The following is a 12810-nucleotide window of genomic DNA, read 5'->3' on the forward strand; positions in this document are numbered from 1 at the left end:
ATTCTTATTGCCGGCTGCGCCAACAATCCAGACAAGATCAAGATCCCCAGGGACGCTGCTGAGATGACGGTGGAATTTTCCTGGGAAGGAATCGCAGCCTGCACCCATGATTCTCCGGAACTCCGAGTCTCAGCCGTTCCGGACGCTACTACCGATTTGCGGGTCAGGCTCAAAGATATCAGCCTGCCGGAATGGAACCACGGAGGCGGCCAGGTCAAGCATGACGGGTCGGGGGTCATCCCTGCCGGTGCCCTCAAACTCGGCTATAACGGCCCCTGCCAGCCGAGTGGCAGGCATAAGTATGAGTTTTCGGTCATGGCTGTAGATGCTGACGGCGTCATTGTCGGTTTCGGCAAAGCCAGACAGTCATTCCCACCAAAAAAATAATCGACACGCCTAGTCCACAGTTGTTGCACTCTGATTCGGCCGGAAAAATTATCTTCTTCCGTTAAGAATGACGATTTTAATGACTTCAGAAGAAGATCCTACTGCCTGGCCTGGCAGTCCGGGCAGATGCCGAAGAAATCGAGGCGGTGACGGGTGATGGCAAAACCGGTTTCCCGCGCCAGTTCCTGGGTCATATCCTCCAGGGCCGACATGTCAGGATCGAGAATTTTCCTGCAAACAGTACATATCACGTGGGGATGGTCGTAAGGTTTGTTGCCATCATACCGGTTGCTGTCATCGCTGAAACCCAGTTCCAGCAACTGATCGAGGTTTTTGAGGACAGCCACATTTTTGTAGATGGTGGCCAGGCTGGTGGTGGGATAGCGGATTTTAACCTGTTCGTAGATTGACTCAACACTGGGGTGTCCCTTGCTCTCGGCAAGTACTTTCAGAATAGCCAGGCGCTGGGGAGTGATTCGATACTGGTTTTCCCGAAGGGCGTCCACCATTTTTCGCATTCGGATCTCAGGATCTGGCATTGGCATACTCGATGATGTCGGGCGATTTTAAGGAAAATGATTATCAACAAGTAGCAAAGGCGAGGTATGGGTGTCAACAGCCCCAAAAACAGGGCCCCTATTCGATGGCCTGAAATTCTTTCATGAATTTCCGGTCGATATAGTCTTTTATAATAAACGCCGGTCGTCCGCCGAATTCCAGCCAGCGCTTTTTAAGAACACCGGATGCACCACCCAGGTTGAAGATCAGCAGGTAGTCGCCGCCCGGGTCGAAGGGCATGAGTTCACCACCGTTCAACTGCGCCAGAATGTTGTGGAACAGAACCGGATTCTGGCGGACTGCATAGACACCCACCTTGTCCAGGGGCTGGTCCTGAAAGTAGATGCAGTCGCCGCCACCGAAGATGCTGGGATGTTGGGTGCTCTGCAAAAAGTGGTTGACCCGCAGGCCGCCGTCGGGTCCCGTGGCGATGTTGGAATCTGCAAAAATAGCGGATGGCGTGACACCCAAGGCTAAAAAGATGAAATCCGCGGGCAGGGCTTCGCCGTTATCCAGGGTGATGGTATCGCGGGATACGGATTTCACGTAGACGCCCTCGCGGATGGTGATCCCCCGCCGACCCAATGTGCTGGCGATCCTGCGGCCGATCGATGCGGGAAAGCCGGACATGAAGGCGCTGCCGGCGCAGACGGTGATGCGCGGCATGTGCCCGCCGGTGGTTGTGGCCAGCTGCCAGACGTTGCCGGCCACCTCTGCCGAAGAGGGACCGCCGCCGACGATGACCACATCCGGAGCGTGCCGGCTGAAATGGTCGACCAGGCGGTCTTTGGCTTCCATGAGCCGCTCGATGGGTTTGACGGTAAAGATGTCGGCAATATCCCCTTCAATGGCCGGTTTGGGAACATGGCTGCCCGCGTTGCAGGAGAGTACATCGTAGGGAACGGTGTGGCCGTTTTCCAGAGTCACCATTTTCTGTTCGGGATCGATCGTGGCCGCTTTACCTTGCAGAAAGGTTCCCCCCTGTTTTTCGACCACATGCCGGGTGGCGAAGCGGATATCTTCGGGCCGGTAGGTGCCGGCAAGCATCCCCGGACCCATGCCCGAGTAGTAGTGAAATTCCGATGGGCCGATGACGGTGACGTCGTGACCCTGTTCGGTGATTGTGGCCAGGTTGGCCAGGGTGACCATGTGGGCATGGCCGCCGCCGATAAGCACCAATTGTTTTTTCATGACGGGTCTATTGTCCTAATTATGGGTACTTTTAAGATAAAGGAAAATTAACAATCGCCAAAATACAAATCCCAAATAAATCACAACTCCCAAATCTCAAATACCATACGATCATCGGTTTTTGTCGTTATTTGGAACTTGAATATTGAATTTTGGAAATTATTTGGAATTTGGTGTTTGAATCTTGTTATTTTAAATAGATTCGTTTCGGGTTGATCAATTGTGAACGATGATGAAGCCGTGAAGATCGTAAGGTTTACGGCATCCTCATGGTTTCCTCCATCAACTGACCCAGCCTTGCCAGATGTTCCTTTTCCTCGTTGGCGATCTGGATCAGGGCTTTTCTGCCGGCTTCGTTTTGCGCCTTTTCCGAGGCTCGAAGGTAGAGATCCAGGGCCTGGGCTTCGATTGACATGGCTAGTTCGATGATTTCCTGCACCGTGTCGTAAGCGGGCATGAGCAGGTTGGCATACTCTTCGGTGGTCAGCCCCCCTTCCAACACCTCCGGTACCTGTCGGGCCTCGAAGCTGTCCCGGGTGACCGGCTTGCCGGTGAGTTCGGTGTACTGCTCCAGAATGCGATCCTGGTGTTTCACCTCAATTTGAGACAGTTGGTGAAACAGTTGTCTCGCCGGGTCACTGTCCACCTTGACTGCCATGGAGTCGTAAAAGTCCTTCAAACCCGCTTCGAGCGAGTAAGCCACAGCCAGGGCGTGTTCCACCGATGTGACCCCATCGAAAAGTGCCAGCCCCTTCTCTTCGCCCATGAACGCCGCTTCGCTGGTCCAGGCGTTGAAGCCGCCGGCCACGTTGATGATTGGGTTGAAGCCCTGCCCGGAAAGCAGCTGCGCGGCCATCCGGCTGCGGGCGCCGGATGCACAGTAAACCATCACCGGCTTGGTGCGGTCGATGCGCTGCATGTGGTCGGTGAGCTCCGGCAGCGGCGTAAGAACGGCACCGGGAATGTGGCCGGCCTTGTACTCTAAAGGTTGGCGCACGTCCAGAATGGTCACCTCGTCCACCTTTTTGCCCGCAAGATAGGATCTGGCCTGGTCGGTGTCGATGGATGTCACGGGGGTCAGAAATGGTCGCCAGTTCATGGGATCCTCCGCATTGATAGGGTTGTTTCGTGTATAGGCGGAACGGAAAGGTAAAGCAAGTATACACAAAACCATTCCTTTCAGCCATTGCTTTTTAGATGGCATACGGTTTGCAATTCAAAATTGCAGCATTAACCTCTAAGCATGGGCCGTGAGTCCACATTTCCCCAATCTTATTCAAAGCAAACGGAGGGCATCATGAACCTGAACGACTACAAGGATATCATCAAGCAGGCCATCGCCAACGAGGTTGCGGCCAGAAAATTCTATGACGATGCAGCCAATACACTCGAAGACCCACACCTGAAAAAGCTCTTTGCCTCTCTGGCCGGGGAGGAGAAGAACCACCGGGATATCCTGACCAAGATCTACACCAGCAACACCATGGATCGCTATTTTTCCGAATCGCGGGACTACAAGGTGGCCGAAACCGTGGACGAGCCGGAACTGTCCATGGCGATGAAGCCGGCCGACGCCTTTGCCTTGGCCATGAAAAAGGAGGAAGCGGCCATGAAGCAGTACACTGAGATGGCCGAGATGTGCGATGACGACGGTAAACGGCAGGTATTCCTGGATCTGGCAGCCATGGAGCGGGATCACAAACTGAAAATGGAATCCGCCTTCATCGATATCGGCTACCCCGAGGTCTGGTAAAGGAGGTTTGACAATGACCCAATCCAAATGCCCGGTATGCGGCTGTAAAAAATTCCATGTCAAAAATCCCGACGACGACTACGATGTATACGAGTTCGAGTGCCAGGATGGTGAAGTCTGTTTTGAAGAAGATCTGGATGATGACGAGTGCCCACAGGTCGGCGATGCCACGGAAACCTTTTGCAATGCGTGTGCGTGGCATGACAAGTTCAATAAAATCAAATAGACATTCATAAATGGCATCTTGCGGCCCAGTTCTGCGTTCTCGCTTAATTGAGATCCTCGACGTAGCGCTGCTACGCCTGTGGTTTCAATTAAGCTGCGGCCTTGGTCTGGACCACAATCTACCATTTATGGGTGAACACTAAACTTGAGGATCTTGAGACTGAGAGATACCTTCAGGTGATGCCCCAACCCTTAGTCCACGATACCCCCATTGGGAGCAACCATGGAAACCCATGACGTGACCGTATTCAACCCCTACCCGTTCAGGGTGGGTCAGAAAATCAATATTGAAGGCGGACCCCGCAAAGGGGACTGGGAGGTGGTGGCAGTTACGGACCGCAAGGTGAAACTCCACTGTCCGTTCAGCCATCGGGAATTCGAATGGAACCGGTTCTGCTATGTGGTCGATGAACAGACCGGTGTTCAATGGCCCGGAAAAGAATAGCAGTATTGTTCAGGCCCAGACCAGGTGGAAGATCCGCACCCATGCGCCCCACGAGGTTGAATCGAACGGTCATCTAGTTGTATCCCATTGCCGACAAACCGGCCCGAGCGCTTTTTGCTTGAGCGGGCAAAAAACGGTGTAAGGTTCTCATCCGTTGCGCGACCAACCTGAAAAACCGTACCGAGATCAACAGGATTAACTTTCTCCGGGGGGCCGTATGAAAACGATGTTCATAGTGACGACCCTCCTGATTGCCGGGATATGGGTTGCCGGTCCCGGCGTGCAGGCTGCGCAGGTGGATCACGCCTTGTTTGCCTCCCTGTTGAGCAAACATGTAAAAGATGGTGTCGTGGACTACCAAGGCTTTAAGGATGACGAGGCCATTCTGGATCAATACCTGGCGGCGCTCGCCGCCGTCGATCCGGAACCGCTGTCAACAGACGACCAATTTGCATTCTACATCAACGCATACAATGCATGGACCATCAAACTGATCCTGTCCCGCTACCCGGATCTTCGTTCCATCAAGGATCTGGGGGGCCTGTTCTCATCACCCTGGAAGAAAAAGATCGCCCGCATCGATGGCGGCCTGTTGACCCTGGACCAGATTGAACACGACATTCTGAGAAAACGCTTCAAGGATCCGCGGGTCCATTTCGCCGTCAACTGTGCATCCAAGAGCTGCCCGCCCCTTCAGGGCGATCCGTTTACGGGAAGCCGCCTGAACGATCAACTGAACCAGGCGGCTCAGGCTTTCATCAATGCCCCCCGGTTCAACCGACTGGAAGGCGAGACCCTGTGGGTCAGCAAAATATTCGACTGGTTCTCGGAAGATTTTCATGGTGATGTCATCGGCTATTTCATTAAATATGCTGACGCCCCGCTAAATGATCAGCTGGTGAAAAACAAAGGTCGAGTCAAGGTCAAATACCTGGATTACGACTGGTCCCTCAACGGAACCTGAAGGAGACGACGATGGCAAACTATGACTACGATATCGGCATTATCGGCGGCGGCGCCGCCGGTCTTACGGTCGCTTCGGGAGCGGCGCAGCTGGGAGCCAAGACCCTGCTGATCGAAAAGGAGCCTGCCCTCGGCGGAGACTGCCTGCACTATGGCTGCGTGCCCAGCAAGACCCTGATCCGTTCGGCCCACGTTTACCATGAGATGAAACACGCCGATCGTTTCGGGCTGCCCAAAGTGGACCTGCCGCCAGTCGATTTTACTCATATCGCTCGGCGGATACAGGATGTCATCGCCGTCATCCAGAAGCATGATTCGGAAGAACGGTTCTGCAAACTGGGAGCAAAGGTGGCCTTCGGAACCGTTTTTTTCAAGAATGACCACACCGTGGATTTGGATGGCCGGGCCATCACCGCCAAGACCTGGGTCATTGCCACCGGATCTTCTGCGGCCGCCCCCCCCATACCGGGACTGAAGGAGATCGACTATATCACCAACCGGGAAATTTTTTCTCTCGATCAACTCCCCGGCAGCATGATCGTGCTGGGCGCCGGACCCATCGGCATCGAGATGGCCCAGGCATTCAACCGGTTAGGAGCGTCAGTCACGGTGGTGGATCAGGCCACTCAGATTTTAGGCAAGGAGGATCCGGACATGGCCGAGGCGGTCCAGGCGGTCATGGAATCCGAAGGCGTAAAATTTTACCTGGGTGCCGCCGTCGACCGTGCATTTGCGGCCGGTGAGAAAAAAAGCGTTGCCCTGAAGCTGGGAGACGGTGCTTCGGTGGTTTTAACGGCCGATGCGGTGTTGGTGGCCTTGGGCCGTTCGATCAATGTCGAGGACCTGTGGCTGGATGCTGCGGGTGTGGCATTCGACCGAACGGGCATCACGGTGGATGCACGGCTGCGCACCAATCGGAAACATATTTTTGCTGCCGGTGACGTAAGCGGCGGCTACCAGTTCACCCACGCCGCCGGCTACGAAGGGGGCATCGTCATCAGCAACGCGGTATTTCACCTGCCGCGCAAGGTGGATTACACATGGATGCCCTGGTGCACCTACACGGACCCGGAGCTGGCCAGCATCGGACTCAACGAACGTGCTGCAAAGGATGCGGGCCTCGACTATTCCGTCTGGACGGAAGCGTTTCAGGACAACGACCGCGGGCTGGCCGAAGGTCAGACCGAAGGCCGGATCAAATTGATCCTTGATAAAAAAGAAAAGCCCCTGGGGGTCCAGATCCTCGGTCCGCGCGCCGGTGATCTGATTGCCGAATGGGTGGCCGCCTTAAATGGCGGCGTTAAGCTTTCCACCATGGCTTCGGCCATTCATCCCTATCCCACGCTGGGAGAGATCAGCAAACGGGTGACCGGCAGTGTTTTCTCGCCGAAAATATTTTCCGAGAAGGTGCAGAAAGGGCTCAAGTTCTTCTTCAACCTGAAGGGGCGGGCGTGTACGCCGGAGGTGTGCGAGGATAAAAGCCTGATGTCGGAGGGCTGAGGACAGAGGTCGGAGGTCTGAGGTCGGATGTCCGAGGTCTGAGGACAGAGGACAGAGAGAAGTATTCCAAAATAAGGAATAACTGCATTGAGGGATTGTTGGAGCGGCTTCCAGCCGCGATCGATTATTGGATGACTGATTGATGCTATTGTCCATCAAGAGATGGTAGGTCGTGGTTCAGATCGAGGCCGCAGGGCTATTGAGTCCGCCCCGTTTGGGTCACGGGATGTCCCACAGGCGTAGCAGCGCTACGTCGAGGATCTCAATAACCCGAGAACGATGAGCTGGACCGCGAGATGCCGTTTCTTGATGGACAATCGAAAAGGAGACGACCATGGAAACCTACTACAAACCCGATGATCTGCCCAAATTCGGTGATATCGGTAAAGACAATCCCAACCTGGCGAAAAAGTTTTTCGAGTATTACGAAGCGGTCTTCGCCGAAGGCGAATTGACACAGCGGGAGAAATCGCTGATCGCCCTGGCCGTGGCCCACGCCGTCCAATGCCCCTACTGCATCGATGCGTACACCCGCTCATGCCTTGAAACTGGTTCCAATACGGCGGAGATGATTGAAGCCGTCCATGTGGCCACCGCCATACGGGGAGGTGCTTCTCTGGTGCACGGCGTCCAGATGAAAAATATTGCCGAGAAGATGTCCATGTAATTGCACTGCGAAGAGGTAATTATGGCTGACGACCATCCGTTTATTCCCGAGTTAGAGACTGAACCTACGGGGTTTTCCAGGACCCTTGCCCGGCATGGGTTGAAATTGACCCGGGGCCACACACAAATTCTCCAGGTCAACGTGGGACTGCTGTGCAATCAGACTTGCGGCCATTGTCACTTGAATGCCGGTCCCGGTAAAACCGAGGTCATGACGCGTCAGACCGCCGACCAGATTGCAGACTGGGCCGAGCGGGTATCCTTTGAAGCGATCGATATCACCGGCGGCGCCCCGGAGATGAACCCCGACATTGTCACCATTGTCAAGACGTTTGCCGCCCTGGCGCCGAAACTCATCTTCCGATCCAACCTGTCGGCCCTGAACAGCGGGGGGCGTGAGCATCTGATGGACCTGCTCAAAAGCCTCCAGGCCACCATCGTGGCCTCTTTTGCTTCCATCAACGAGGCCCAGGCGGATGCCCAGCGAGGGGATGGGATATTCAAGGCCAGCGTTGCCGCTCTCCAAAAGCTCAACGCCATGGGATACGGGCAGCCGGGAACGGGCTTGGAGTTGAACCTGGTCTCCAACCCCACGGGTGCTTTCATGGCCGCGGATCAGGCCCAGACGGAAAAGCGGTTTCGCCAGATGCTCGAAAGCAAATGGGGCATCACCTTCAATCATCTCTTCAGTTTCTCCAACGCGCCTTTAGGGCGTTTCAGGCGGTGGCTGGAGCGTTCCGGCAATCTGCCGGCCTACCTGAAGAAACTGGCGGACGCGTTCAACCCCTGTGCGCTGGACGGGGTGATGTGCCGTACACTGGTGTCGGTTTCCTGGGACGGTTACCTGTACGACTGTGACTTCAACTTGGCCCGGGGGCTGCCCATGGGCCGAAACCGGGTCCATGTGACCGACATGATCGGACGCCCGGAGCAAGGAAACCCGATTGCCACGGCAGACCACTGCTATACCTGCACCGCCGGTGCCGGATTCACCTGAGGCGGGGCTATCGGCACCTGAGGGTCAGGTGATTCCATAACCGGTTTCATCTTGAGACATCCTGTCTCAAGTGAACAATCTATTCCTTTTCGGCAACCATCCAATCGATCCGCTCTACCGTTTGCCCGCTGGATGCAGCAAATCGGTGTCGCCGGACCTTTTTGCCTTGACGATCATGGCATGGATCTTGTTAGTATAAGAAAATCTCAATTCCTTCCCACGGAGAGAGAATGGAACAGCAGATCCAGTTCGACAACCCGATGGGGGAAAGCCTATCCGGAACCTTACACCAGCCCGAACGTCCACCGGTCGGCGCAGTTATCGCCGGCCACTGTTTTACCTGTTCCCGGCACACGGGTGTCCTGCGACACATTTGCACCGCGCTGTGCGAAGCCGGGTTCATGGCTCTGCGATTCGATTTTTCCGGAAACGGCCAGAGTCAGGGGCGGTTTGAACAGTCCACCTGGTCCAAGCAGGTCCTGGAGATGGAGGCGGCCATTGCCCTGATCCAGGAAAAAGGCGCCCCGTGGATCGGTCTGGCCGGGCACTCATTGGGTGCGGCGATCGCCCTGCTTACCGCCCGGCGAATCAAGACCGTATCGGCTGTTTGCCGGGTGGCCGGGCGTGTCAGCGCAACACGCCCCATGCATTTTCTCACGTCGTCACAGCAGCAGGCCCTGGAGCAGTCCGGGCAGGTGGAATTTTACAGTCGCGAGCGGAAGCTCAGGCTCAGCAAGGATTTTTTCGTTGATGCGGACCGGCACGACCTGATGGATGCCACCCGATTGTTGACGATTCCCATGCTTGTGGTTCACGGCGACCGGGACGAGATTATTCCGGTCGCCGAAGCGCATCTGGCCAAAACGGCAAACCCCCGGATGGTTGAGCTGGCTATTGTCGCCGGAGGTGATCACATGCTTGCCCAGCCGGACCACCAGCGGCAGGTGGCCCGGACCGTGACCGGCTGGTTCTGCCGCCAGGCCGGCGCCCCGGCACCCGGCGACCTGAGCCGTCAACAACGACACCGCCCATAGGAGACCTTGAAAGATGAATCTGTCTGAAACCCTGAGCGCCGATTTTATCGACGCCCAATACCGCAAATGGAAATCCGATCCATCGTCGCTTTCGGATGACTGGCAGTTCTTCTTCAAGGGATTCGAATTGGCCGGGGCAGCCGGACCGGCGGACGCCGACCCGGAGCAGGCACTGCGCCAGGCCAACGTGGGTGAGCTGATCCGCCGCTACCGGGACCTCGGCCACCTGCTGGCCTGCATGGATCCATTGTCCGCCTGCCCCACCTCTCACCCGCTTTTAGATCTGGATGCATTTGGCCTGGACGTGTCCGACCTGGACCGCGCCTTTGCCGCACCGGGTTTGATCGAACAGACCGCGGCACCGTTGAGAGAGATCGTGGGGCGGCTGAAACAGACCTATTGCCACAGCATCGGCGTGGAGTACATGCACCTTCAGGACCCGGACGAGCGCCGCTGGCTTCAGGCTCGCATGGAACCGGAGAAGAACCAGGCTGAACTCACGGCGGCAGAACGGGTCGACATCCTCAACAAGCTCTCCGCAGCATCCCTGTTTGAAGGGTTTCTCAATAAAAAGTATGTGGGCGTGACGCGTTTTTCGCTGGAGGGCGGTGAAGCCCTCATCCCTTTTCTGGACGTCCTGCGCCGGCGGGCCGTTGAATCTGGATGTCGTGAAATCATCTTCGGAATGGCCCACCGGGGACGCCTCAACGTGCTGCGCAACATCCTTGAGAAGCCGGCCGAAGAGATTTTTTCGGAGTTCGAAAGCTGCTACGATCCCCAGGACTTGGTGGGGTCCGGGGATGTCAAGTATCATATCGGCTATCTCACCGAACACAAAATGGCCGACGGCACCTCGCTTTCCCTCTATCTCGTGAGCAATCCCAGCCATCTGGAGGCGGTGGATCCGGTGGTGGAAGGCATCGCCCGGGCCCGGCAGGATCTGCTGGCAGCCGACGGCGACAAGGCGGTCCTGCCTGTGCTGCTGCATGGCGATGCGGCCTTCGCCGGGCAGGGAGTGGTGACAGAAACCCTGAATATGTCTCAATTGAAGGGCTATCGGACCGGTGGGACGGTGCACGTTATCATCAATAATCAGATCGGCTACACCACCCTGCCCGAGGATGCCCGCTCCACCCGCTACTCGACCGATGTGGCCAAAATGCTCATGGTACCGATTTTCCATGTCCACGGAGAAGATCCGGAGGCCGTGGTTCACGTGGCCCGGCTGGCGGCCGACTACCGTTACCGCTTCGGCAAGGACGTGGTCATCGACCTGGTCTGTTATCGCCGGTACGGTCACAACGAAGGGGATGAACCCTATTTCACCCAACCGACCATGTACCAGCGCATCCGCCAGCGTCCGCCGTTGAACCGGGCGTACGGCGACCGGCTGGTCGCCGAGGGTGTTTTATCGAAAACGGAGGTGGAGAAAATAGAACAGGGCGTTACCAGCGGCCTCGATGCGGCCTTTGAGGAGATCCACGGCGCCACCTGCCTTTTTCCCGACCCCAGGTTCTTTCCGGAATGGGAGACGATCAGCGGGTCGTTTACCCCTGAATCGGTCGATACTGCGGTGGACAAGCAAACGTTGGTCAAACTGGCCAGCCGGCTGGCCGATTTGCCCGCGGGGTTTACCGTCCACCCCCGGCTGAAGGGTGTGCTGGACAAGCGGCTCGACGCCGTTAACACCGGTGAAGGCATCGACTGGGCCGGTGCCGAGGCCCTGGCCTTTGCGTCCCTCATCACCGAAGGCCACACGGTTCGGCTCAGCGGTCAGGATGTGGGCCGCGGCACCTTCAGTCAGCGCCACAGCGTCATCTGGGACTATGAGACGGGCCAGTCCCACACCCCCTTGAATAGTCTGGAAGCGGGACAGGCCCCTTTTGAGGTGTATAACAGCCTGCTGGCCGAGGCCGGCGTGCTGGGTTTTGAATACGGCTACGCGGTCACCCGGCCCCAGGTGCTCACCCTGTGGGAGGCCCAGTTCGGCGATTTTGTCAATAACGCCCAGTGCGTCATCGACCTGTTTATCGCCAGCGGCCAGACCAAGTGGCAGCAGTTGTGCGGATTGACCCTGCTGCTGCCCCACGGCTGGGAGGGCCTGGGACCGGAGCATTCCAGCGCCCGACTGGAGCGTTTTCTCCAGCTTTGCGCCAATGACAACATGCAGGTGGCCAACCCGACCACCCCAGCGCAGTACTTTCATTTGCTGCGGCGGCAGATCAAGGCGCCGTTCCGTAAGCCACTGATCCTCATGACCCCCAAGAGCCTGCTGCGCCATCCCATGGCCGTCTCCTCGCTGAAGGACCTGACCCATGGGCAGTTTTCACCGATCCTGGGCGATGCGGAAGCGACGACCTCAGCCAAAAAGGTCATCTTCTGCAGCGGCAAGATTTACTACCAATTGATTGCCCGGCGGCAGCAGATCAATGCCGACGACACGGCCATCATTCGGGTTGAAATGCTTCACCCGTTTCCTGAAAAGGCCCTTGAGGCGGTCATCGGCCGATATAAAAAGGCTAAGGACTGGACCTGGGTGCAGGAGGAGCCGGAGAACATGGGTGCCTGGCAGTTCATGCGGCTCAGACTGGCGCCACTGCTGAAGAAACCCCTCGACTATGTAGGACGCAATGCCGCTGCGAGCCCGGCCACGGGTTTTCCCAAGATTTATAAAATGGAGCAGGACGGCATCGTCGACCGGGCCATCGGCCCCCATAACCAGGCGGGGGGGATGGCGGGTTGAGAAAAGATGACCGAGAACAGAATTCCGGATTAAGGAATTGGGGGTATTGAGGTATCGTTGGAGCGGCTTCCAGCCGCGATTATTTTCGTGAAACCTGACAATTGATGTCAGCGTTATCGACAACTATTTAAAAAACGAACCGTAGAATGTCCAATATAGAATATCGAATGTCGAAGGAAGGAATCGCTGCGCGATAGCGATTATTAAACGATAGCATGCCTTCCTTCTTAATTCTGCGGTTCCTTGTTCGACATTGGATATTCGCAGTTTTTCAACCAAATGGGTCGAGGGAATCAAAAATGTATCAAGTGAACCGATCCTTGCCCTTAATCCTTCAGCCTAAACCCC

General features: G+C 56.3%; 12 protein-coding genes and 1 pseudogene. 10 read left to right on the forward strand and 3 right to left on the reverse strand.

From position 1 onward, the window contains the following. A pseudogene (locus QNK41_RS11255) lies at window positions 1-387 on the forward strand (hypothetical protein); the annotation flags it as partial. A gap of 98 nt (window positions 388-485) precedes the next feature. On the opposite strand, the gene QNK41_RS11260 reads toward QNK41_RS11255, so the two are convergent. The 3 genes from QNK41_RS11260 to QNK41_RS11270 form a co-directional block, all read right to left on the reverse strand. Then, complete coding sequence (locus QNK41_RS11260; protein ID WP_319256787.1) at window positions 486-926, reverse strand: transcriptional repressor; 441 nt, start codon at window positions 924-926, stop codon at window positions 486-488. A 97-nt stretch (window positions 927-1023) separates the two neighbouring features. Then, window positions 1024-2136 (reverse strand): NAD(P)/FAD-dependent oxidoreductase, encoded by a 1113-nt coding sequence (locus QNK41_RS11265; RefSeq protein ID WP_319256789.1) that lies wholly within the window; start codon window positions 2134-2136, stop codon window positions 1024-1026. 256 nt (window positions 2137-2392) lie between these two features. Beyond that, the gene (locus QNK41_RS11270; RefSeq protein WP_319256791.1) at window positions 2393-3235 is read right to left on the reverse strand and encodes a rhodanese-like domain-containing protein; all 843 of its coding nucleotides are present in this window, start codon (window positions 3233-3235) and stop codon (window positions 2393-2395) included. 198 nt (window positions 3236-3433) lie between these two features. Here QNK41_RS11270 and QNK41_RS11275 point away from each other — a divergent pair, with 198 nt between their 5' ends. The 9 genes from QNK41_RS11275 to QNK41_RS11315 all read left to right on the forward strand — a co-directional run bounded on the left by QNK41_RS11275 (window position 3434) and on the right by QNK41_RS11315 (window position 12462). Beyond that, window positions 3434-3889 carry a ferritin family protein gene (locus tag QNK41_RS11275; protein ID WP_319256793.1) on the forward strand — a complete coding sequence of 152 codons (456 nt, stop codon included), beginning with the start codon at window positions 3434-3436 and terminating at the stop codon, window positions 3887-3889. 13 nt (window positions 3890-3902) lie between these two features. Further along, complete coding sequence (locus QNK41_RS11280) at window positions 3903-4115, forward strand: hypothetical protein (RefSeq protein WP_319256796.1); 213 nt, start codon at window positions 3903-3905, stop codon at window positions 4113-4115. A gap of 222 nt (window positions 4116-4337) precedes the next feature. Next, complete coding sequence (locus QNK41_RS11285; protein ID WP_319256798.1) at window positions 4338-4559, forward strand: hypothetical protein; 222 nt, start codon at window positions 4338-4340, stop codon at window positions 4557-4559. 217 nt (window positions 4560-4776) lie between these two features. Next, window positions 4777-5523, forward strand: coding sequence for a DUF547 domain-containing protein (locus QNK41_RS11290; RefSeq protein WP_319256801.1), 747 nt, complete (start codon window positions 4777-4779; stop codon window positions 5521-5523). A gap of 11 nt (window positions 5524-5534) precedes the next feature. Continuing rightward, window positions 5535-7022 (forward strand): dihydrolipoyl dehydrogenase family protein, encoded by a 1488-nt coding sequence (locus QNK41_RS11295; RefSeq protein WP_319256803.1) that lies wholly within the window; start codon window positions 5535-5537, stop codon window positions 7020-7022. Window positions 7023-7356: 334 nt separating this feature from the next. After that, window positions 7357-7689, forward strand: coding sequence for an arsenosugar biosynthesis-associated peroxidase-like protein (locus QNK41_RS11300; protein ID WP_319256805.1), 333 nt, complete (start codon window positions 7357-7359; stop codon window positions 7687-7689). Between the two features lie 21 nt (window positions 7690-7710). Beyond that, a complete protein-coding gene (arsS, locus tag QNK41_RS11305; RefSeq protein ID WP_319256808.1) occupies window positions 7711-8685 on the forward strand; it encodes an arsenosugar biosynthesis radical SAM (seleno)protein ArsS in 975 nt (324 codons plus the stop codon). A gap of 230 nt (window positions 8686-8915) precedes the next feature. Beyond that, window positions 8916-9719 (forward strand): alpha/beta hydrolase, encoded by an 804-nt coding sequence (locus QNK41_RS11310; protein WP_319256810.1) that lies wholly within the window; start codon window positions 8916-8918, stop codon window positions 9717-9719. A 13-nt stretch (window positions 9720-9732) separates the two neighbouring features. Beyond that, complete coding sequence (locus QNK41_RS11315) at window positions 9733-12462, forward strand: 2-oxoglutarate dehydrogenase E1 component (RefSeq protein ID WP_319256812.1); 2730 nt, start codon at window positions 9733-9735, stop codon at window positions 12460-12462. The last annotated feature ends 348 nt before the right edge of the window (window positions 12463-12810 follow it).

Source organism: Desulfosarcina sp. (genome assembly GCF_033791525.1).
Classification (GTDB): Bacteria; Desulfobacterota; Desulfobacteria; order Desulfobacterales; family Desulfosarcinaceae; genus Desulfosarcina.

What these genes read in the sequence shown, in the direction of transcription:
- QNK41_RS11285 (WP_319256798.1), top strand. Translation starts at nt 4,338, where the DNA reads ATGGAAACCCATGACGTGACCGTATTCAACCCCTACCCGTTCAGGGTG.
- QNK41_RS11315 (WP_319256812.1), top strand. Translation starts at nt 9,733, where the DNA reads ATGAATCTGTCTGAAACCCTGAGCGCCGATTTTATCGACGCCCAATAC.
- QNK41_RS11295 (WP_319256803.1), top strand. Translation starts at nt 5,535, where the DNA reads ATGGCAAACTATGACTACGATATCGGCATTATCGGCGGCGGCGCCGCC.
- QNK41_RS11300 (WP_319256805.1), top strand. Translation starts at nt 7,357, where the DNA reads ATGGAAACCTACTACAAACCCGATGATCTGCCCAAATTCGGTGATATC.
- QNK41_RS11275 (WP_319256793.1), top strand. Translation starts at nt 3,434, where the DNA reads ATGAACCTGAACGACTACAAGGATATCATCAAGCAGGCCATCGCCAAC.
- QNK41_RS11260 (WP_319256787.1), bottom strand. Translation starts at nt 926, where the DNA reads ATGCCAGATCCTGAGATCCGAATGCGAAAAATGGTGGACGCCCTTCGG.
- QNK41_RS11280 (WP_319256796.1), top strand. Translation starts at nt 3,903, where the DNA reads ATGACCCAATCCAAATGCCCGGTATGCGGCTGTAAAAAATTCCATGTC.
- arsS (WP_319256808.1), top strand. Translation starts at nt 7,711, where the DNA reads ATGGCTGACGACCATCCGTTTATTCCCGAGTTAGAGACTGAACCTACG.
- QNK41_RS11265 (WP_319256789.1), bottom strand. Translation starts at nt 2,136, where the DNA reads ATGAAAAAACAATTGGTGCTTATCGGCGGCGGCCATGCCCACATGGTC.
- QNK41_RS11290 (WP_319256801.1), top strand. Translation starts at nt 4,777, where the DNA reads ATGAAAACGATGTTCATAGTGACGACCCTCCTGATTGCCGGGATATGG.
- QNK41_RS11270 (WP_319256791.1), bottom strand. Translation starts at nt 3,235, where the DNA reads ATGAACTGGCGACCATTTCTGACCCCCGTGACATCCATCGACACCGAC.
- QNK41_RS11310 (WP_319256810.1), top strand. Translation starts at nt 8,916, where the DNA reads ATGGAACAGCAGATCCAGTTCGACAACCCGATGGGGGAAAGCCTATCC.